The organism is Streptomyces sp. NPDC086077 (genome assembly GCF_040686175.1).
Classification (GTDB): domain Bacteria; phylum Actinomycetota; class Actinomycetes; order Streptomycetales; family Streptomycetaceae; genus Streptomyces.
The window spans coordinates 1-20,333 of sequence record NZ_JBFBJT010000098.1 but is presented as its reverse complement, the minus strand read 5'-3'; the positions used below and the strand labels follow the sequence as shown (position 1 = coordinate 20,333).

The following is a 20,333-nucleotide window of genomic DNA, read 5'->3' as shown; positions in this document are numbered from 1 at the left end:
GCGAGCCCGGCGCGGGTCAGTGGTTGCGCGGGAAGCCAAGGTCCACGCCCGCGGGGCCGTCCGCCGGGTCGGGCCAGCGGGTGGTGACGACCTTGCCGCGGGTGTAGAAGTGCGTGCCGTCGTTGCCGTAGATGTGGTGGTCCCCGAAGAGGGAGTCCTTCCAGCCGCCGAAGGAGTGGTAGCCGACGGGGACCGGGATCGGGACGTTCACGCCGACCATGCCGGCCTCGACCTCCAGCTGGAAGCGGCGGGCGGCGCCGCCGTCCCGGGTGAAGATCGCGGTGCCGTTGCCGAACGGGGAGGCGTTGATGAGGGCGATGCCCTCCTCGTACGTCTCCGCGCGCAGCACGCACAGCACCGGGCCGAAGATCTCGTCCTGGTAGGCCTTCGCCGACGTCGGCACCTTGTCGAGCAGGGAGATCCCGATCCAGTGGCCGTCCTCGAAGCCGTCGACGGTGTAGCCGCTGCCGTCGAGCACGACCTCGCAGCCCTCGGCGGCGGCGCCCTCGACGTAGGAGGCCACCTTGTCGCGGTGGACCTTGGTGATCAGCGGGCCCATCTCGGACGTCGGGTCGTTGCCGGGGCCGATCTTGATCTTCTCGGCGCGCTCGCGGATCTTGTCCACCAGTTCGTCGCCGACGGAGCCGACCGCCACCACGGCCGAGATGGCCATGCAGCGCTCGCCCGCCGAGCCGTACGCCGCCGAGACCGCCGCGTCGGCCGCCGCGTCCAGGTCGGCGTCCGGCAGCACCAGCATGTGGTTCTTGGCGCCGCCGAGGGCCTGGACGCGCTTGCCGTTCGCGGACGCCGTGGTGTGGATGTAGCGGGCGATCGGGGTGGAGCCGACGAAGGACACCGCCTTGACGTCGGGGTGCTCCAGGAGCCGGTCGACGGCCACCTTGTCGCCGTGCACGACGTTGAGGACGCCGTCCGGCAGGCCCGCCTCGGTCAGCAGCTCGGCCAGCCGGACGGAGGCCGACGGGTCCTTCTCCGAGGGCTTCAGCACGAAGGTGTTGCCGCACGCGATGGCGAGCGGGAACATCCACATCGGCACCATCGCCGGGAAGTTGAACGGCGTGATGCCCGCGACGACACCGAGCGGCTGGCGCAGCGAGGCCACGTCGACCCGGCTCGCCACCTGCGTCGACAGCTCGCCCTTCAGCTGCACGTTGATGCCGCAGGCCAGGTCGACGATCTCCAGGCCGCGCGCCACCTCACCGAGGGCGTCGGAGTGCACCTTGCCGTGCTCGGCGGTGATCAGCTCGGCGATCTCGTCGCGGTGCGCGTCCAGCAGGGCGCGGAAGCGGAACAGGATCGTGGTGCGCTGGGCCAGTGAGGACTGGCCCCAGGTCAGGAAGGCCTCCTTCGCGGAGGCGACCGCCGCGTCCACCTCGTCGACCGAGGCGAACGCGACCTTCGTGGTGACCACGCCGGTCGCCGGGTCCGTGACCGGCCCGAACGTGCCCGACGCGCCTTCGGCGGACTTGCCGCCGATCCAGTGGTTGACGATCTTCGTCATGACCGGTTACTCCTTCACAGATGGCGGCGTCGGGTCGAGACGTGCCGTTCGTACAGCTCACGGGCCTTGACCGCGGACGATCGGGTCGCGGTCTCGGCCACAGGTACATCCCACCAGGCCTGCGCCTCGGGCGCGCCCGACACTGTGTCTGCCGTTTCGGTCTCGACGTAGACACATGTGGCAGTGTCCGCGGCCCGCGCCTCGGCGAGCGCCGAGCGCAGGTCGTCGACGGTCCGGGCGCGCAGCACCCGCATGCCGAGGCTCTCGACGTTGGCGGCCAGGTCCACGGGGAGCGGGGCGCCGGAGAACGTGCCGTCGCCCTCTCGATAGCGGTAGGCGGTTCCGAAGCGCTCCGCGCCGGTCGCCTCGGACAGGCCCCCGATGGACGCGTACCCGTGGTTCTGGACGAGCAGCAACTTGATCGCGATGCCCTCCTGCACGGCGGTCACGATCTCCGTCGGCATCATCAGGTAGGTGCCGTCGCCGACCAGGGCCCACACCGGCCGGTCCGGCGCGGCCAGCTTCACGCCGATCGCGGCCGGGATCTCGTAGCCCATGCAGGAGTAGCCGTACTCCAGGTGGTACTGGTCGAAGGACCGGGCCCGCCACAGTTTGTGCAGGTCACCGGGCATCGAGCCGGCGGCGTTGATGATCACGTCCGACGCGTCCACCAGTGCGTCCAGCGCGCCGAGCACCTGTGTCTGCGTCGGCCGCGCGGTGGGCTCGGCGGCCTCGTAGGCGGCGTCGACGCGGCGCTCCCAGCCCGCCTTCTCCCGCGTGTACTTCGTGAGGTACGCCTCCGGGACCCGGTGGCCGTGCAGCGCGAGCGCCTCGGTCAGCTCCGCCAGGCCGCTGCGCGCGTCCGCGATCAGGGGCGATCCGGCGAGCTTGTGGCCGTCGTAGGCGGCGATGTTGAGGTTGAGGAAACGGACCTCGGGGTCGGCGAAGAGCGTTCCGGACGCGGTGGTGAAGTCGGTGTAGCGGGTGCCCACGCCGATCACCAGGTCGGCCGTGCGGGCCAGTTCGTCGGCGGTGGCGGTGCCGGTGTGGCCGATGCCGCCGACGTCCTGCGGATGGTCGTACGGCAGGGAGCCCTTGCCGGCCTGGGTGGAGGCGACCGGGATGCCGGTGGCCTCGGCGAACTCGGCGAGGACGCTCTCGGCGCGGCTGTGGTGGACTCCGCCGCCGGCGATCACCAGCGGCCGCCGGGCGGCCCTGATCGTGGTCACGGCCTCGGCGAGCTCGGTCGGATCGGCGCCCGGGCGGCGTACCACCCAGGTGCGCTCGGCGAAGAACTCCTCCGGCCAGTCGTACGCCTCGGCCTGGACGTCCTGCGGGAGCGCGAGCGTGACCGCACCCGTCTCCACCGGGTCGGTCAGTACCCGCATGGCCTGGAGCGCCGCCGGGATCAGCGCCTCCGGGCGGGTGACGCGGTCGAAGTACCTCGACACCGGGCGCAGGCTGTCGTTGACCGACACATCGCCGGCGTACGGCACTTCGAGCTGCTGGAGGACCGGGTCGGCGGGGCGGGTGGCGAAGATGTCGCCCGGCAGCAGCAGCACCGGGAGATGGTTGACGGTCGCGAGGGCGGCGCCCGTGACCAGGTTCGTCGCGCCCGGCCCGATGGAGGTCGTCACCGCGTGCGTGGACAGGCGGTTCGACTGACGGGCGTAGCCGACCGCCGCGTGCACCATGGCCTGCTCGTTGCGGCCCTGGAGGTACGGCATGTCGTCCGCGTACTCGACCAGCGCCTGGCCCAGTCCGGCGACGTTGCCGTGGCCGAAGATGCCCCAGGTGGCGCCGATGAGCCGCTGCCGTACGCCGTCCCGCTCGGTGTGCTGGACGGAGAGGAAGCGTACGAGCGCCTGTGCGACCGTGAGCCTGGTGGTCATCGGTAACCCCCTGTGCTGTCGACGTGGTCCGGGTGGAAGCAGATCCGCCACTCCCGGGTCCGGCCGGGTCCCGCCATGACGTTCAGGTAGTACATGTCGTGGCCGGGCTGGGCGATGGACGGCCCGTGCCAGCCGTCGGGGACGAGAACGGCGTCGCCGGTGCGGACCTCGGCGAGCAGGTCGGCGCCGCCCTCACGGGAGGGGAACACCCTCTGGTAGCCGAGGCCGCCTGGGCCGTCGATCTCGAAGTAGTAGATCTCCTCCAGCTCGGACTCCTCGCCCGGCCGGTGCTCGTCGTGCTTGTGCGGCGGGTACGAGGACCAGTTGCCGCCGGGGGTGATCACCTCGACGGCGATGAGCTTGTCGCACGTGAAGGCGTCCGCGGAGGCGAAGTTGCGCACCCGGCGGGCGCAGTTGCCGCTGCCGCGCTCCTCGACGGGGACCTCCGGCGCGGGGCCGTAGCGAGCGGGGAGTCGTCGCTCGCACTTCGCTCCTGCCAGGGCGAAGCGGCCTCCCGCGCCGGAGGTGATCTGTGCCTGGGTGTCACGGGGGACGTACGCGAAGTCCGAGACTCCGGCGAAGACGCTCTCCCGGCCCAGCAGCTGGAACACCGCGTCAACCACTTGCACGGTGCAACCGCCTTGCAGGGGCAGCACGATCCACTCGCTGTCCCCGGTGGTGAAGGTGTGCGTGGCGCCCGCCTCCAGCTCGACGATCCGCAGGCTGCTGTGGGTCCAGCCGGCCAGCTCCGGGTCGATGTCGAGCACGTGGTCCGCGTCGGCGGTGGCGCCCTTCGGGACGTACAACTCGTTGCTCATGCGGCCCTCACAGCAGTCCTACGGCGGTGTCCACGGCGGCGGCCACGTCGCCGTCCGCCGGGTACAGCAGCGACCGGCCGACCACCAGCCCCCGCACGGTGGGGAGCTGGAGGGCGCCGCGCCACTTCTCGTACGCGCTGTCCTGGTCGTCACCGACGTCGCCGCCGAGCAGCACGGCGGGCAGGGTCGAGGTCGCCATCACCCGGGCCATGTCGTCGGGGTTCTCGGTGACCGGGACCTTCAGCCAGGTGTACGCCGAACTGCCGCCCAGCCCCGAGGCGATGGCGATGGACCGGGTGACGGCGTCGGCGGACAGGTCGTTGCGCAGCCGTCCGCCGGTGTCCCGGCGGCTGATGAACGGCTCGACGAAGACGGGCAGCCGGCGTGCCGCCATCTCGTCGATCGCGCGGGCGGTGGACTCCAGGGTGGTCAGGGAGCCCGGGTCCCCGTAGTCGATGCGCAGCAGCAGCTTGCCTGCGTCGAACCCGAGGCGCTGGATGTCCTCGGGGCGGTGGCCGGTGAAGCGGTCGTCCAGTTCGAAGCGGGCGCCCTGGAGTCCGCCACGGTTCATCGAACCCATGACGACCTTGCCGTCGAGAGCGCCGAGCAGCAGCAGGTCGTCGAGGATGTCGGCGGTGGCGAGGACACCGTCGACGCCGGGGCGGCCGAGCGCGAGACAGAGGCGTTCGAGCAGGTCGCCGCGGTTGGCCATGGCCAGCTTGCGGTCGCCGACACCGAGCGCGCCACGGGCCGGGTGGTCGGCGGCGACGATCATGAGGCGGCCGTCGGCGTCCACCAGCGGCCGGCGGACGCGGCGGGCGGCGGCCTCGGCGATCGCCTCGGGGTGGTGGGTGCGGGTGCGGACGAGGTCCGCGATGTCGACGGTCACTGGGAGGCTCCCGTGGAGTGGGCGGGTGCCGGGGTGCCGGCGCGCACGGCGCCCGCGCTGAGGGCCGCCGCCACCTCGGCCTGGGTCGGCATGGCGGAGGAGCACTCCAGGCGGGAGGCGACGATGGCGCCCGCGGCGTTGGCGTGCCGCATGGTCTTCTCCAGGTCCCAGCCGGCCAGCAGGCCGTGACAGAGCGAGCCGCCGAACGCGTCGCCGGCGCCGAGGCCGTTGAGGACGTCGACAGGCAGCGGCGGGACCTCGACCGACTCGCCCGCGCGGCTGACGGCGAGGACGCCCTTGGGACCCTGTTTGACGACGGCCACGGAGACACCGGCGTCGAGGAGTGCCGCGGCCGCCGCGTGCGGTTCGCGGACGCCGGTGGCGACCTCCACCTCGTCGAGGTTGCCGACGGCGACGGTGGTGTGCTTCAGCGCCTCGGTGTAGAAGGGGCGGGCCGCGTCCGGGTCCCGCCAGAACATGGGGCGCCAGTCGAGGTCGAAGACCGTGGTGCCGGACCTGTCACGATGGGCGAGGGCGGCGAGCGTGGCCGTACGGCTGGGCTCCTCGCTCAAGCCGGTGCCGGTCATCCAGAAGATGCCCGCCGCGCGGATGGCGTCGAGGTCGAGGTCGTGGGCGTCGATCTCCAGGTCCGGGGCCTTGGGCTGCCGGTAGAAGTAGAGCGGGAAGTCGTCCGGCGGGAAGACCTCGCAGAAGGTGACCGGGGTCGGCAGCCCGGGCACCGGTGTGACCCAGCGGTCGTCGACGCCGAAGCCGCGCAGCGCCTCGTGCAGATAGGTGCCGAACGGGTCGCCGCCGGTCCGGGTGATCACCGCGGTGCGCCGGCCGAGACGGGCGGCGGCCACGGCGACGTTGGTCGCGGATCCGCCGAGGAACTTTCCGAAGGACGTCACCTGCGGGAGCGGGACGCCGGTCTGCAGCGGGTAGAGGTCCACGCCGATCCGCCCCATGGTGATCAGGTCGTACGCCATCGAGATCCCTTCGCGTTCCCCGTCGCGCCTCCGTCGGCGGCTCTCTCCGGTTTTTAGTCTCCGCGCGGGAGGCCTGTCAATAGTTTGTCCAGACATTCGGACCAGTAGCCGTTTCGCGGCAACGGTGACCCGGCGGCGCCCCCATGTCAACGCGCCCCGCCCGGCACCCCAGCGTGCTCCTTTGCTTCGCGTCTGTCACAAACGCCACTCCCTTGTCACACATGTCCGGTGTACGCGGGCTGCGCGTCACACCCGGCACACAGCCGCTGTCCTGTCGTCACTCTCCGTCGTTGGGCGGGCACAGGCTTGGTGATTGATCGCCAGCGCAGCGCCCGGCTCCCCCGGACGGCCGGTCCACGGCCGCCGCCGCGGCACGCGCAGGGAGGTGCACTCATGACCGACCGAAGGCTCTGGTCGTACAAAGAGATCGCGGCCCACATCAAGGTGCAGCCGGACACCGTGCGGTCCTACCGCAAGCACGGGCTGCTGCCCCCGCCCGACCATGTGGAGGGCGGCAAGCCCTACTGGTACGCCGACACCGTCCGCGCCTGGGTCGCCTCCCGGCCCGGCAATCGCGGCCGACGGGAGGAGTGACCGGCCTACGGTGAGCTGTCCCTCCGGCGGAATATCCGTGGTGCCCCACGTTCGCGTGGGGCACAGTCATGCGCATGAGTTTCTCCGACAAGCCGTGCTCACCGGCGAGAGGACCGTGCTGCGGCCGTTCACGGCGGCCGACGCGGACGCGATCTGGGAGATCCTGAGCGATCCCGAGGTCATCCGCTTCACCTTCGACGCGACCACCGAAGTCACCTTGGAGAGCGTGCGGCCCTGGTACGGCTCCCGGTCCGCGCAGCCCGACCGGCTCGATCTCGCCGTCACCGACCGTGACACCGGCGAGGTCGTCGGCGAGGTCGTCCTCAACGAGTGGGACCCCCACACCCGCAGCTGCAACTTCCGTACCCTCATCGGTCCGCGCGGTCGCGGCCGGGGCCTCGGCACGGAGGCCACCCGGCTCGTCGTCGGCCACGGCTTCGAGCGACTCGGGCTTCACCGCGTGCACCTGGAGGCGTACGGCGACAACGAACGCGCCCTGCGCGTCTACCGGAAGGTGGGATTCGTGGTCGAGGGCGTGCGGCGGGAGTCTGCGCTGCGGGACGGGAAGTGGGTGGACGAGGTGCTGATGGCGGTCCTCGACCGGGAGTGGGCTGTCCATCGGGGGTATGCCGAGGGGCGGGGGCTTGAGGAGGGGGTGGGGGTTTAAGGGGGCCGGGGGTTCATTGGGGCGGGGGCTTCGGGTGCTGGGGGTCGGATTCGGGCCCTGGGGGGTGGCTTTCGTGCGCTGGGGGCCTGCTTCGGGTGCTGGGGGTCTGCCTCCTGGAGCTGGGTGTCGGCTTCCAGGGGCTCGGGGGCGGCTTTCGGGGCTCGGGGGCGCAGGGGTCAGCTCCACGGTTCGATGACCGTCACCCCCGCGCCCGGCGCGTTGCCCAGTGCCGCGAGGGCGTGCGGGGTGGCGTCCAGGGGGATGGTCGCGGTCACCAGCAGGTCGGGGCGGAGTGTGCCTGCCCGTACCGCCTCCAGCATCGGGGGGTAGGTGTGGGCCGCCATGCCGTGGCTGCCGAGCAGTTGCAGCTCCAGGGCCACCGCGCGGGCCATGGGGACCGGTGTGGTGCCCGTGGGTGAGGGAAGCAGGCCGACCTGGATGTGCCGACCGCGGCGGCGCAGGCCGTTGACGGAGGCGGCGCAGGTGGCAGGGGACCCGAGGGCGTCGAGCGAGAGGTGAGCGCCGCCTCCGGTGAGGTCCCGGATCGCGGGCGCCGTGTCCGGCGTGCGGGACGCGTCCACGCACTCCGCCGCGCCGAACTGCCGTGCCAGCTCGAGCGCCCGCGCCGACACGTCGACCGCGACCACCCTCGCCCCCGAAGCCGCCGCGATCATCACCGCCGACAGGCCCACGCCCCCGCACCCGTGCACCGCCACCCACTCGCCCGCCGCCACCCGGCCCTGCTGCACGACCGCGCGGAACGCCGTCGCGAACCGGCAGCCCAGTGAGGCCGCCGTCGCGAAGCCCATGCCGTCAGGGACGGCGACCAGGTTCACGTCGGCGTGGTCCAGCGCCACGTACTGGGCGAACGAACCCCAGTGTGTGAAGCCGGGTTGCGTCTGCCGCTCGCACACCTGCTGGTCGCCGGCGGCGCAGGACGGGCAGGTGCCGCAGGCGCAGACGAACGGAACGGTGACCCGGTCGCCGGGCCGCCGGCCCGCCACCCGGGCGCCGACCGCCTCCACGACACCGGCGAGTTCATGACCGGGCACGTGGGGCAGTGTGATGTCCGGGTCGTGGCCCTGCCAGCCGTGCCAGTCGCTGCGGCACAGACCGGTGGCTTCCACCCGCACGACCACCCCGTGCTCCGCGGGCCGCGGATCGGCCACCTCCCGCACCTCGGCGGGTTCCCCGAACCGCTCGAACACCACAGCCCGCATTCGTCGCCCCTCGCTCTCGTCTCGGCCGCCACCTGGGCGCACAACGCCCGGGTCCGGGGTGCACGCCCTGGGCGGGGCCTGGGCGCACGCCCTGTCCGGGTCCCGGGGCATGCCCACGTCCTGGCCCGACCAGGCGTCCAGGCCTGGCGTGCCCCAAGCCCTGGCCGTACCCCATGTCCGGGCCCAGGGCCCACCCCGCGTCCAGGCCTCGGCCCCGCTCATCGCGGAACGCTAACTCCCGGCCGTCACCTTGTCGCGCGGGCGATCGACTCCACGGTCGACCGGCTCATCGACTTCAACTGCCGGCACCCGGTCTTCTTCACCCTGATGCACGGCCCGGACATCCCCGGCCGACGTCACCCGCACCGCGCCACCTGGAGGCCCTGACCGCCACCCACACCCGCTGAGCGCCGGAGCACCCGTCGGGCGCCCCCTGAGCACCCCTGACTCCTACCGGCCGGAATGCGGCATACGCCGCACACGCATACGGTTCGGACAACTCGCTCCATCGGGAGCAGCAGCACAGGAGTACGAGGGACCGCCGTGACCCAGTTCCCGCCGCCCGGCGCGCCCCGCGCCCGGATTCCGAGTCCGCAGCAACCACCGCCGTCGTACCCCCGGGTCCGTGCGGGCCTGTGGCGGCGCTGCCTGTGGAGCGGGCTGGCGCTGTGGGCGCTGACCGCGATCGTCGTCCACGCGACCGGGAACGCCGCCCTGCTGCCCACCCTGATCCTGCTCGGCAGTTTCCTGATGCCCGTCGCCTTCGTGCTGTGGGCGTACGAGCGGCACGGCCGTGACCTGGGTGTCAGCGTGATCCTCGGGTGCTTCCTGACCGGCGGGACGCTCGGGGTGCTGGGCGCCTCGCTGACGAAGGACCTGCTGCTGTACCCGTCCCCGCGGATGTTCGCCGGTCTCGGTCTGGCCGAGGAGGCGATGAAGCTGGGCGCGCTGGTGTTCGTCCTGCGCCGCCAGACCCGGATCCGCGGCCTGCGGGCCGGGCTCGTGCTGGGTGCGACGGTCGGCCTCGGCTTCGCGGCCATGGAAGGCGCCGGGTACGCGTTCCACGCGGCCGTGGCCACCCCGGGCCTCGGCTTCAGGGCACTGCTGGAGACCGAGATCCTGCGCGGGGTCCTGGCGCCCTTCGGGCAGGGCATGTGGACGGCGATCGCCGGTGGCGTCCTGCTCGCCTGCCGCCACCCGAACGGACGCTTCCGCCTCACCGGCGCGGTCGCCGCGACATACCTGGGCGTGGCGTTGCTGCATGCCCTGGGGGAGTCCACCCATGGCATCGCCGTCTGGCTGGTGGTCCGGCTGACCGGCGGCGAGCCCGGCCGGCACCTGTTCACGGAGGGCTACATCGCGCACCCCACCGAGGAACAGCAGCACCTCTTCACGCTGCTCTCGCTGGTCGGACTGGTCGCCATGGCGCTGCTCGGCGTCGCCTGGGCGCGCTCACTGACCCGCCGCGCCCCCTCCTGGAGAAGTACCCCCTAGGGGTATAGTCTTAAGTGTACCGGGGACCCTTCTGGGCCCCGTCCGTCCCATCTGCCTCGACGAGGAGTACGACATGACCGCGCAGACCGACACCCCGGGTTCCGTCACCGCCGTCTACAAGGTGAGCGGGATGAGCTGCGGGCACTGTGAGGGCGCCGTCTCCGGCGAGATCTCCCAGTTGCCCGGCGTCAGCTCGGTGAAGGCCGTCGCGGCCAGCGGCGAGGTCACGGTCGTCTCCGCGGCCGCGCTGGACGAGGAGGCCGTCCGCGCGGCCGTCGACGAGGCCGGCTTCGAGCTGGTCGGCCGCGCCTGAGCACGCTTCCCCGCACCGGGCCGTACCGGCGAGCCGCCCCCGGGGGCCGGTCCCGTACGGTCCGGTCCGTCGTCTGGAGTCGGAGTCGGACATGACCAGCACCACCACACGGACCTCCATAGAAACCGCCCCAGGGACCTCCATAGCCACGCCGGTCTCCGAGGTCGAACTGCTGATCGGCGGCATGACCTGCGCCTCCTGCGCGACCCGCGTCGAGAAGAAGCTCAACCGGATGGACGGCGTCAGCGCCACGGTGAACTACGCCACGGAGAAGGCCCGGATCAGCTACCCGGCCGGAACCGAGGTCGCCGACCTGATAGCCACCGTCGTGAAGACCGGCTACACGGCCGCGGAGCCCGCGCCGCCACGACCGGAACCGGAAGAGGCGCCCCGGGACCCCGAGCTGGCTCCCCTGCGGCAGCGCCTGATCGTCTCCGTACTTCTCGCCACCCCCGTCGTCCTGCTCGCGATGATCCCGGCCCTCCAGTTCGACAACTGGCAGTGGCTGTCCCTCACCCTCGCCGCGCCCGTCGTCGTCTGGGGAGCCCTGCCCTTCCACAAGGCCGCCTGGACCAACGCACGGCATGCCGCGGCCACCATGGACACGCTCGTCTCGGTGGGCACGCTGGCCGCGTTCGGCTGGTCCCTGTGGGCGCTGTTCTTCGGGCACGCGGGCATGCCCGGCATGCGCCACCCCTTCGAGTTCACCGTCTCCCGCACGGACGGCGCCTCGGCGATCTACCTCGAAGTGGCCGCCGGAGTCACCGCCTTCATCCTCCTCGGCCGCTACCTGGAAGCCCGCTCCAAGCGCCGCGCGGGCGCCGCGCTACGGGCCCTGATGGAGCTCGGCGCGAAGGACGTGGCGGTGCTGCGCGACGGGCGCGAGGTGCGCGTGCCGGTCACCGAACTGGCCGTCGGCGACCGGTTCGTCGTACGCCCCGGCGAGAAGATCGCCACCGACGGCACGGTCGTGGAGGGCGCCTCCGCGGTCGACGTCTCGATGCTGACCGGCGAGTCGGTGCCGGCGGACGTGGCGGCCGGGGACGCGGTGGCCGGCGCCACCGTGAACGCCGGGGGCAGGCTGGTCGTCGAGGCGACCCGGATCGGCTCCGAGACCCAGCTGGCGCGGATGGCCCGGCTGGTCGAGGAGGCCCAGAACGGCAAGGCGGAGGTGCAGCGGCTCGCGGACCAGGTCGCCGCCTTCTTCGTACCCGTGGTGCTGCTGCTCGCGACCGCCACCTTCGGCGTGTGGCTCGGCGCGACCGGCGACAGCGTCGGCGCCTTCACCGCGGCCGTCGCCGTCCTGATCATCGCCTGCCCGTGCGCCCTGGGCCTGGCCACCCCGACCGCCCTGATGGTCGGCACGGGCCGCGGCGCCCAGATGGGCATCCTGATCAAGGGCCCCGAGGTCCTGGAGTCAACCCGTCGGGTCGACACCGTGGTCCTGGACAAGACCGGCACGGTGACGACGGGCCGGATGACCCTCCAGGAGGTGTACGTCGCCGAAGGCGCCGACGAGCGGGAGGTGCTGCGCCTCGCGGGCGCCCTCGAACACGCTTCCGAGCACCCGGTCGCCCGGGCCGTGGCCGCCGGTGCCGCCGAGCGGGTCGGGGAGCTGCCGCCGGCCGCGCGGTTCGAGAACGTGCCGGGACGGGGCGTACGCGGGCACGTGGAGGGCTTCGAGGTGGCTGTGGGGCGCCTCTTCGGGGAGTTGCCGCAGGAGCTGGCGCGCGCCCGCGACAAGGCCGAGAGCAGCGGTCGTACGGCCGTCGTGGTCGGCTGGGACGGGGTCGCGCGCGGGGTGCTCGCGGTCGCGGACACCGTGAAGGAGACCAGCGCGCAGGCCGTGCGCGAGTTGCGCGAGCTCGGGCTCACGCCGGTGCTGCTGACCGGGGACAACCGGCGGGTCGCCGAGACGGTGGCCGAGACCGTCGGCATCGACCAGGTGATCGCCGAGGTGCTGCCCGAGGACAAGGTCAAGGTCGTACGGCGGTTGCAGGCCGAGGGGCGGACGGTCGCCATGGTGGGCGACGGCGTCAACGACGCGGCCGCGCTCGCCACCGCGGATCTGGGGCTGGCGATGGGTACGGGCACCGACGCGGCGATCGAGGCGGGCGACCTGACCCTCGTCCGCGGGGACCTGCGGGCGGCGGCGGACGCGATCCGGCTGTCCCGCCGGACCCTCGCCACGATCAAGGGGAACCTCGTGTGGGCGTTCGGCTACAACGTGGCGGCGCTGCCGCTGGCCGCCGCGGGGCTGCTGAACCCGATGATCGCGGGAGCGGCGATGGCCCTGTCGTCCGTGTTCGTCGTGACGAACAGTTTGCGGCTGCGGGCGTTCCGCTGATCCGGGAGTTCCCCTGAAAAGGCAGGATCCCCCTTCAGTCCGGCGCGAGCCTCACATAAGCTCTTCACAAGGCTCGCGCATCATCCTTACGCTTGGGCCCGGTTCTTCGTACCGGGCCTCTTGCGCATCTAGCGGGACATATGCGAGAGACGCAGATCACAGTGGTGTGAACGTAACCATCGAAGGGGTTCGAAGGTCTAAGTTGGCGATGTCAGAGGGCGTCTTGGGGGGCGTCACCTGGCATCTGGGGATGTCTTGGGGGACTTCCTCAGAGATGCGTTGCCGGGACACGTACACCGGGGAGCTTTGAGCGGCCCTCCCAGCGTGCGCTGTCCCGGCAGACCGCAGGGCCGCACGGCGCACCACCGCAGTACGGCAAGACGCAGCAACAGCGATTCAGGCGCTGGTTTCTCACAGACGCCCGGCCGGATCCCGTGGGGGGAATCCGCACCGGGACATGGGAAGGCGCCCTGGTCGTCGGCCCGTGGGGGGACTGACGGACCAGGGCGCCTTCTGTTTTGCCCTGTTGCCGTGTACGGCTGTGCCCAGCCGCTCCGTAGTGCCGCTGGATGCGGCCGCCTGTTGTGCGTCAGGCGGCCGCGGGGGATCAGCGCTCCTCGACCGGGACGAAGTCGCGCTCGACGACGCCCGTGTAGATCTGGCGCGGGCGGCCGATACGGGAACCCGGCTCCTTGATCATCTCGTGCCACTGGGCGATCCAGCCCGGCAGCCGGCCGAGGGCGAACAGGACCGTGAACATCTCGGTCGGGAAGCCCATGGCCCGGTAGATCAGACCGGTGTAGAAGTCGACGTTCGGGTAGAGCTTGCGCTCGGTGAAGTAGTCGTCGGAGAGCGCGTGCTCCTCCAGCTTCAGCGCGATGTCCAGCAGCTCGTCGGACTTGCCGAGCGCGGACAGCACATCGTGCGCGGCGGCCTTGATGATCTGGGCACGCGGGTCGAAGTTCTTGTAGACCCGGTGGCCGAAGCCCATCAGGCGGACGCCGTCCTCCTTGTTCTTCACCTTGCGGATGAAGGTGTCGACGTCGCCGCCGGAGTCGCGGATGCCCTCCAGCATCTCCAGCACCGACTGGTTGGCACCGCCGTGCAGCGGGCCCCACAGCGCGTTGATGCCGGCGGAGATCGAGGCGAACATGTTCGCCTGCGACGAGCCGACCAGGCGGACGGTGGAGGTCGAACAGTTCTGCTCGTGGTCCGCGTGCAGGATGAGCAGCTTGTCCAGCGCGGCGACCACGATCGGGTCGAGCTCGTACTCCTGTGCCGGCACCGAGAAGGTCATGCGCAGGAAGTTTTCGACGTAACCGAGGTCGTTGCGCGGGTAGACGAACGGGTGACCGATCGACTTCTTGTACGCGTAGGCCGCGATCGTCGGAAGCTTGGCGAGCAGACGAATGGTGGAGAGGTTGCGCTGCCGCTCGTCGAACGGGTTGTGGCTGTCCTGGTAGAAGGTGGACAGCGCCGAGACGACCGACGACAGCATGGCCATCGGGTGGGCGTCACGGGGGAAGCCCTTGTAGAAGTTCTTGACGTCCTCGTGCAGCAGGGTGTGCCGCGTGATCTCGTCCTTGAAGCCGGTGAGCTGGTCGACGGTCGGCAGCTCACCGTTGATCAGCAGGTACGCCACCTCCAGGAAGGTGGAGCGCTCGGCCAGCTGCTCGATCGGGTAACCGCGGTACCGGAGGATGCCGGCCTCGCCGTCCAGATAGGTGACGGCGGATTTGTAGGCGGCCGTGTTTCCGTAACCGCTGTCCAGGGTCACCAGACCGGTCTGGGCCCGGAGCTTTCCGATGTCGAAGCCCTTGTCCCCGACGGTGCTGTCGATCACCGGGTAGGTGTACTCGCTGCCGTCGTACCGCAGTACTACAGAGTTGTCGCTCACGTCTTCCCTCACCGACGTAGTGCCTCATCTTCGAGGTGCCCTGACTGTCTCTACCATCCCCCATTTGGCTCAGGAGAGTGCACTCGGGGTCGACCATTGGGCTTGTCGGCGGCACTCAGTGCCGCCAACCTGCCATCCTGCCCGGTCGATTCCGCTTCCGGAAGTGCTCTGTGACCTTTGCGACTCGTTTGATCGATCATTTTTCGACCGCGGACCGGATCAGGACTCCAGGGTGCCGGAATCAGGCCCCCAGGCCGCGTGGAGCCAGCCTGAAGTCGAGGGCCGTGCAGCGGCGCCCCGCCGACACCGTGCGCACCGCCTGGCCGATCGCCTTGCGCGAGCCGACGAGGACGACGAGTCGCTTGGCCCGGGTGACCGCCGTGTAGAGCAGGTTGCGTTGAAGCATCATCCAGGCGCCCGTGGTCACCGGAATGACCACCGCCGGGTACTCGCTCCCCTGCGAGCGGTGGATCGTCACGGCGTAGGCGTGTGCCAGTTCGTCCAGTTCGTCGAATTCATACGGAACCTCCTCGTCCTCGTCCGTCAGCACCGTCAGGCGCTGGTCGACCAGGTCGAGCGAGGTGACCACGCCCACGGTGCCGTTGAAGACACCGTTCTCCCCTTTTTCGTAATTGTTCCTGATCTGGGTGACCTTGTCCCCGACGCGGAACACCCGCCCGCCGATCCGCTTCTCCGGCACGTCGGGGCGCCCCGGAGTGACGGCCTGCTGGAGGAGCCCGTTGAGGGTGCCGGCGCCCGCGGGCCCCCGGTGCATGGGGGCGAGCACCTGGACGTCCCGGCGGGGGTCCAGCCCGAACCTGGCCGGAATACGGCGGGCCACCACATCCACGGTGAGCCGCCCGGCGGCCTCCGTGTCGTCCTCGACGAAGAGGAAGAAGTCCTTCATGCCGTCGGTGACGGGATGCTGCCCGGCGTTGATCCGGTGGGCGTTCGTGACCACGCCGGACTGCTGGGCCTGCCGGAAGACACGGGTGAGCCGCACGGCCGGGATCGGGCTGCCGTCGGCGAGGAGGTCCCGCAGCACCTCGCCCGCACCGACGCTGGGGAGCTGGTCGACGTCACCGACGAAGAGGAGGTGCGCGCCGGGCGGTACGGCCTTGACCAGTTTGTTGGCGAGGAGCAGGTCCAGCATGGAGGCCTCGTCGACGACCACGAGGTCGGCGTCCAGGGGCCGGTCCTTGTCGTACGCGGCGTCCCCGCCTGGCTTCAGTTCCAGCAGCCGGTGGACGGTGGAGGCCTCGGCGCCGGTGAGCTCGGCGAGCCGCTTGGCGGCACGGCCGGTCGGGGCCGCGAGTACGACCTTGGCCTGCTTGGCGCGGGCCAGCTCCACGATCGACCGCACCGTGAAGGACTTGCCGCAGCCGGGACCCCCGGTGAGGACGGCGACCCTCTTCGTCAGCGCCAGCTTGACGGCGGCCTCCTGCTCGGGGGCGAGGTCGGCGCCGGTACGGCCCTTCAGCCACGTCAGTGCCTTGTCCCAGGCGACGTCGTGGAAGCCGGGCATGCGGTCCTGATCGGTGCGCAGGAGGCGCAGGAGCTGGGCGGACAGGGAGAGCTCGGCGCGGTGGAAGGGGACGAGGTAGACGGCGGTGACGGGCTCGCCGCCGTCGGGGCCGGGCACGGACTCCCGTACGACTCCTGGGTCCTCGCCGTCCTCGGGGGGCGCCGCGAGCTCGGCGAGGCACTCGATGACGAGCCCGGTGTCGACCTGGAGGAGCTTGACGGCGTCTGCGATGAGGCGTTCCTCCGGCAGGTAGCAGTGGCCCTGGTCCGTCGACTGCGAAAGGGCGTACTGCAGACCGGCCTTGACGCGCGCCGGGCTGTCGTGCGGGATGCCGACGGACTGGGCGATCTTGTCGGCGGTGAGGAAGCCGATGCCCCAGACGTCGGCGGCGAGGCGGTACGGCTGGTTCTTGACGACGGAGATGGAGGCGTCGCCGTACTTCTTGTAGATGCGCACGGCGATGGAGGTGGACACCTCGACGGTCTGGAGGAAGAGCATGACCTCCTTGATCGCCTTTTGCTCCTCCCAGGCGTCGGCGATCTTCTTCGTCCGCTTGGGGCCGAGGCCGGGGACCTCGATGAGCCGCTTCGGCTCCTCCTCGATGATCTGCAGGGTGTCCAGGCCGAAGTGCTGGGTGATGCGGTCGGCGAAGACCGGGCCGATGCCCTTGACCAGGCCGGAGCCGAGGTAGCGGCGGATGCCCTGGACGGTGGCCGGGAGGACGGTCGTGTAGTTCTCCACGGTGAACTGCTTGCCGTACTGCGCGTGGGAGCCCCATCTCCCCTCCATCCGCAGCGACTCGCCCACCTGCGCGCCGAGCAGGGCGCCGACGACCGTGAGGAGGTCACCACCGCCTCGTCCGGTGTCGACGCGGGCGACCGTGTAGCCGTTCTCCTCGTTGGCATACGTGATCCGCTCAAGGACGCCTTCGAGGACGGCCAGTCGTCGTTCACCGGGTGCCGGTGGCGGCTGGTTGGACATGATCTGACGGTACCGGTGGGGTGTGACAGCGGGGGGAGAGAGGGCCGGGGTCCGCCGGACCTAGACTCCCCGCATGGCTGACATGTTCGCTGTGGAACTGGCCCTCGATCTCTCGCCCACCGTGCCAGGGGCCGTCCTCCACACCCTGCGGTGGCATCTCGGCCTCGGCGAGACGGAACCGGTCGACGCGACGCCGGACCTGTTCCCTCTCCTCGCGGACCGCGGACCCGCCACCAAGATCGGCGGAGTCCTGACCGGTGAACTGCTCAACGGCTCCGACCACTGGTCGCTCACCGCACGGCAGGAGATCCACGCCGAGTTGCTGCCGGACCTCGACCCACTGCTGGAGATGCTGGCGGCGCACGCGCGGTGGGACGGGGTGATCGGGCAGGTGAGATTCTACGAAGAGGACGTGCCCGAGTTGCTGGTCAGTCGGACGGGGAGGATGGTCAGGGTTGGACTGCGGGTGGCGTGAGCGGCAGGCTGCGTGATCCCGGTCGACTCTCGTAGACCCGGTGTGCCGCGTTGGTCGTCGCGGCGCACCTCGTGCGCTGCTCCCTGCCCTATTCGCTGAGCCCCACAACGCACCAGCCTGGCCGGGCTGCTTCGATCAGGACGTGGCCCCACTCCTCCAGGAGGCCTCTGTACTCGCGGAAGTTGCGAACCCACCCATGGGGAAGTGCGGCATGCTCGGTGAAGGCCCGTTCCATTCCGCCGAGGCCAGGCCGTATTCGCTCCCAGGTCTCGGCCAGTTCCTGCACGCTGTCCGGCGCCCGTGCGAGCAGCACGCCGTAGAAACTGGGACCGTCGCTGAAGAAGTCGGAATCAATGTGCTCCGCCTCTCCGTTCAGCCCGTTCCAGATCAACCCGAGCAACAAGGTGTCGAGTTCGGACCGGAGCTGAGGATCAACATGGTCGCGAGCGGACTCCCAGCGTTGCCCGGCCCAGAAGTGCGCCTTGAACGAGCCACTGGCGTGCAGGAACTCGTACACACCGAAGAAGGAACTGTCGGGCCCCTGCGGCCACTTCCAGTCCCCCTTTACCGCGGCCGCGCCGTCCCCATCCCAGAACCCCGTCCCGTCGTCGTACCAGGCATCCCTCAGCCGCTGCAGCCGCTCCCCGAGCGGAACCTCCTCCAGCCACGACCGGTCTGCGATCAGCGCGGTGATGTCCAGCCCCACGGTCGTGAGCGTACCGATCCCCTATGGGAACCGGGTTCGGTCGTGTCCCCTGTCGTGGTGTTGCTCATGGTGGCCAGGCGAAGGACGGCGTCTGGGTTGGGGAAGGCGGTCAGGTCCTTCGCCAGGTCCGAGTCGGCCGGCCGTGCTCGTCCCATTCGCAGTCCTCCAGGAGCGTCATCCCTTTCGCGGCGAACACTCGCTTCGCCGCGAGCACACCATTGGGATGCCATTCCTTGAACTCGCCGACGGGCATCCCGTTCCGCACGGTGCCCTCCGAGCGGAGGGTGCCGTCCTTGTACCACTCGCGAGAGGGCCCGTTCTTGTAACCGTCGGCGTAGGTTTCGAGGCTGACGAGACTGAGGCCGAGATGTTCGGTCACCTCGCCGGTGAACGGTTCGCCGCGGTAGTACAGCCGCTCCGAGACGTCCATGTCCACGCCGGGGTCGTCGATGTCAATGCGCTGCACGGCTGTCATCAGGGTGTCCAATTCTCATCACTCGGCGGGAAACCGGTGAAGCGCCTGACCTGGTGCTCGGCCTCTCGCCCGGCATGGATCGGCGGGACTTTGATCGGCGGACTGCTCCAGGGCTCCGACCCCTGGTCCATGACCCCACGGCAGGAGATCCAAGCCGAGTTCCTGCCGGACCTCGACCCTCTGGTGGAGATGCCGGCTGCCAACTCGCGGTGGCCGGGCTGCGGGTGCGGGCCTAGTGCTGGGCGGGGGTAGTTTTCAGTGCCTCTGCGAAGGCGTGAAGGCGTCGGAAGGGAAGGAGAGCCGTGCCTGGGTCGGGGCATTGGATCACTCGTCCGCCGCAAGTCCCCGCAAAGCGCCAAGATCAATGATCTGCGGCTGTGCATCCGATTCCGCACGGCCCGCGCCGCCCTCATCCGGCATCGCGGTCAGCTCGGCCGAAGCCGCCGACGGGGACAATCCCCGATCATGCGCGGACCGCAGCCGCTCCAACCACACCAGCCCGGCACAGTAGATCGCGTCGTCACCCACGTCCCTCGGCTCGAAGCTCGCCGCGTTCTCGGTGTCGGAGGCCCACAGATGGCCGATGATCCCCTGCTCACTCAGCACCGGCACGTAGCGCACATCTCCTTCAGCCGTACGCCGGTACCCGATCCGTCCGAAACCGGGCGCATGCGTGAAGACGTCGTAGCGCGTCGGAACCTCGAAGCTCCCCCACACGTCCGACGCCGAACCGGGTGTATCGAAAAAGTTTTCAGCACCCGTCTCGGTCGGCTTCGCAAAGTACGTCGGATCGTCAGCATCGGTCTCCGACTCCAAGACCTTGGAGAGATCACGCAATAGCGCGGCCAAACGAGGAGCGTTCGCCTCGTAAACTTCAGGCTGGGACCGCCCTTTCAGGTCGAACGGCAACCACACGTCACTACCCGTCACCAGGTCGACGGTGACGAAATCGGCGAACGATGATGCCCCTAGCATGAACAAGGCGTTGTGCAGGAACTCTTCATCGGACCCCACCGCGACGAGGCCGGAGCACTCGACGTGTGCGTCCACGGATCCGATTTCGCCAGCGCGCAATCCTGTCCTGACCTGATCCACCAGTGATGCGACGGCTTCTGCGGACCTCGTCGAGCCGGAAGAGGCCGCCGCAACGGCCAGCTCCCCCTTGAACAGAACACTGTTCGGCTTGCCGGCTTCCGACACAGACACCTGTACGGCGGGCGCACCGACCGCGAACCGATGTGCAGCCAGAACGCCATACGCAGCCATCAGGTCACGAAGACAGCAGACCAGGGCATCAGCCGTCTCGTCGTCACGGCCCCAGGCCCAGCGGGCAACAGCGGGCAACAGCGGTAGAGGCAATCACAGTGTTCCCTCCGGGGTGAACCTTCCGCCACGAGGAATGAAGAACTTGGACACCCGACTCAGCCGATGTTGTCGACCGCGGACTTCGCCCGCTGCAACGTCGACTGCGCCGTCCCGTCGTTCTTCTCCAACGTCGTCTTCAGCAACTGAATGATGTTCCGCACCTCCTG

Annotated in this window: 17 protein-coding genes and 1 pseudogene; 7 read left to right on the top strand and 11 right to left on the bottom strand. The window is 70.3% G+C overall.

All coding sequences use genetic code 11. The annotated features are described in order from the left end of the window. Positions 1 to 16 precede the first annotated feature (16 nt). The 5 genes from mmsA to iolC are packed head-to-tail and all read right to left on the bottom strand — an operon-like array spanning position 17 to position 6,107. Positions 17 to 1,519 (bottom strand): CoA-acylating methylmalonate-semialdehyde dehydrogenase, encoded by a 1,503-nt coding sequence (gene mmsA / locus AB0O67_RS25345; protein WP_365454179.1) that lies wholly within the window; start codon positions 1,517 to 1,519, stop codon positions 17 to 19. Positions 1,520 to 1,533: 14 nt separating this feature from the next. Next, a complete protein-coding gene (gene iolD / locus AB0O67_RS25340; protein ID WP_365454176.1) occupies positions 1,534 to 3,411 on the bottom strand; it encodes a 3D-(3,5/4)-trihydroxycyclohexane-1,2-dione acylhydrolase (decyclizing) in 1,878 nt (625 codons plus the stop codon). After that, entirely contained in the window at positions 3,408 to 4,229 is an 822-nt protein-coding gene (iolB, locus tag AB0O67_RS25335) for a 5-deoxy-glucuronate isomerase (RefSeq protein ID WP_365454173.1), read from the bottom strand. Before iolB ends, iolD begins: the two co-directional genes overlap by 4 nt. Before the next feature lie 7 nt (positions 4,230 to 4,236). Next, positions 4,237 to 5,118, bottom strand: a complete 882-nt coding sequence (locus AB0O67_RS25330) for a deoxyribose-phosphate aldolase (RefSeq protein WP_365454170.1) — start codon at positions 5,116 to 5,118, stop codon at positions 4,237 to 4,239. After that, a complete protein-coding gene (gene iolC / locus AB0O67_RS25325; RefSeq protein WP_365454168.1) occupies positions 5,115 to 6,107 on the bottom strand; it encodes a 5-dehydro-2-deoxygluconokinase in 993 nt (330 codons plus the stop codon). The genes AB0O67_RS25330 and iolC overlap by 4 nt, the downstream gene beginning before the upstream one ends. Before the next feature lie 393 nt (positions 6,108 to 6,500). On the opposite strand from iolC, the gene AB0O67_RS25320 reads away from it, so the two are divergent. Together AB0O67_RS25320 and AB0O67_RS25315 are read left to right on the top strand one after the other, a co-directional pair. Then, complete coding sequence (locus AB0O67_RS25320; protein WP_365454165.1) at positions 6,501 to 6,701, top strand: MerR family transcriptional regulator; 201 nt, start codon at positions 6,501 to 6,503, stop codon at positions 6,699 to 6,701. A gap of 94 nt (positions 6,702 to 6,795) precedes the next feature. After that, entirely contained in the window at positions 6,796 to 7,368 is a 573-nt protein-coding gene (locus AB0O67_RS25315; protein WP_365454162.1) for a GNAT family protein, read from the top strand. 176 nt (positions 7,369 to 7,544) lie between these two features. Here AB0O67_RS25315 and AB0O67_RS25310 read toward each other — a convergent pair whose 3' ends face one another. Continuing rightward, positions 7,545 to 8,588, bottom strand: a complete 1,044-nt coding sequence (locus tag AB0O67_RS25310; RefSeq protein WP_365454159.1) for a zinc-dependent alcohol dehydrogenase family protein — start codon at positions 8,586 to 8,588, stop codon at positions 7,545 to 7,547. A 261-nt stretch (positions 8,589 to 8,849) separates the two neighbouring features. Here AB0O67_RS25310 and AB0O67_RS25305 point away from each other — a divergent pair. The 4 genes and pseudogenes from AB0O67_RS25305 to AB0O67_RS25290 form a co-directional block, all read left to right on the top strand. Further along, a pseudogene (locus AB0O67_RS25305) lies at positions 8,850 to 8,942 on the top strand (TetR/AcrR family transcriptional regulator); the annotation flags it as partial. 189 nt (positions 8,943 to 9,131) lie between these two features. After that, the gene (locus AB0O67_RS25300) at positions 9,132 to 10,082 is read left to right on the top strand and encodes a PrsW family glutamic-type intramembrane protease (protein ID WP_365454157.1); all 951 of its coding nucleotides are present in this window, start codon (positions 9,132 to 9,134) and stop codon (positions 10,080 to 10,082) included. A gap of 73 nt (positions 10,083 to 10,155) precedes the next feature. Next, positions 10,156 to 10,395 (top strand): heavy-metal-associated domain-containing protein, encoded by a 240-nt coding sequence (locus AB0O67_RS25295; protein ID WP_365454154.1) that lies wholly within the window; start codon positions 10,156 to 10,158, stop codon positions 10,393 to 10,395. Positions 10,396 to 10,486: 91 nt separating this feature from the next. After that, positions 10,487 to 12,742 carry a heavy metal translocating P-type ATPase gene (locus AB0O67_RS25290; RefSeq protein WP_365454151.1) on the top strand — a complete coding sequence of 752 codons (2,256 nt, stop codon included), beginning with the start codon at positions 10,487 to 10,489 and terminating at the stop codon, positions 12,740 to 12,742. A gap of 607 nt (positions 12,743 to 13,349) precedes the next feature. On the opposite strand, the gene AB0O67_RS25285 is transcribed toward AB0O67_RS25290, so the two are convergent. Next, positions 13,350 to 14,639, bottom strand: a complete 1,290-nt coding sequence (locus AB0O67_RS25285; RefSeq protein ID WP_365454148.1) for a citrate synthase — start codon at positions 14,637 to 14,639, stop codon at positions 13,350 to 13,352. Positions 14,640 to 14,880: 241 nt separating this feature from the next. Continuing rightward, positions 14,881 to 17,145, bottom strand: a complete 2,265-nt coding sequence (locus AB0O67_RS25280; RefSeq protein ID WP_365454145.1) for an ATP-dependent RecD-like DNA helicase — start codon at positions 17,143 to 17,145, stop codon at positions 14,881 to 14,883. Positions 17,146 to 17,218: 73 nt separating this feature from the next. Between AB0O67_RS25280 and AB0O67_RS25275 the strand changes: the two genes are divergently transcribed. Then, positions 17,219 to 17,620, top strand: coding sequence for a hypothetical protein (locus tag AB0O67_RS25275; RefSeq protein WP_365454142.1), 402 nt, complete (start codon positions 17,219 to 17,221; stop codon positions 17,618 to 17,620). Between the two features lie 88 nt (positions 17,621 to 17,708). Here the strand turns inward: AB0O67_RS25275 and AB0O67_RS25270 are convergent, their stop codons facing one another. The 3 genes from AB0O67_RS25270 to AB0O67_RS25260 all read right to left on the bottom strand — a co-directional run bounded on the left by AB0O67_RS25270 (position 17,709) and on the right by AB0O67_RS25260 (position 20,160). After that, positions 17,709 to 18,326 (bottom strand): hypothetical protein, encoded by a 618-nt coding sequence (locus tag AB0O67_RS25270; protein WP_365454139.1) that lies wholly within the window; start codon positions 18,324 to 18,326, stop codon positions 17,709 to 17,711. A gap of 109 nt (positions 18,327 to 18,435) precedes the next feature. After that, the gene (locus AB0O67_RS25265) at positions 18,436 to 18,813 is read right to left on the bottom strand and encodes a hypothetical protein (RefSeq protein WP_365454136.1); all 378 of its coding nucleotides are present in this window, start codon (positions 18,811 to 18,813) and stop codon (positions 18,436 to 18,438) included. Between the two features lie 312 nt (positions 18,814 to 19,125). Beyond that, positions 19,126 to 20,160 (bottom strand): hypothetical protein, encoded by a 1,035-nt coding sequence (locus AB0O67_RS25260; protein ID WP_365454133.1) that lies wholly within the window; start codon positions 20,158 to 20,160, stop codon positions 19,126 to 19,128. Between the last annotated feature and the right edge of the window lie 173 nt (positions 20,161 to 20,333).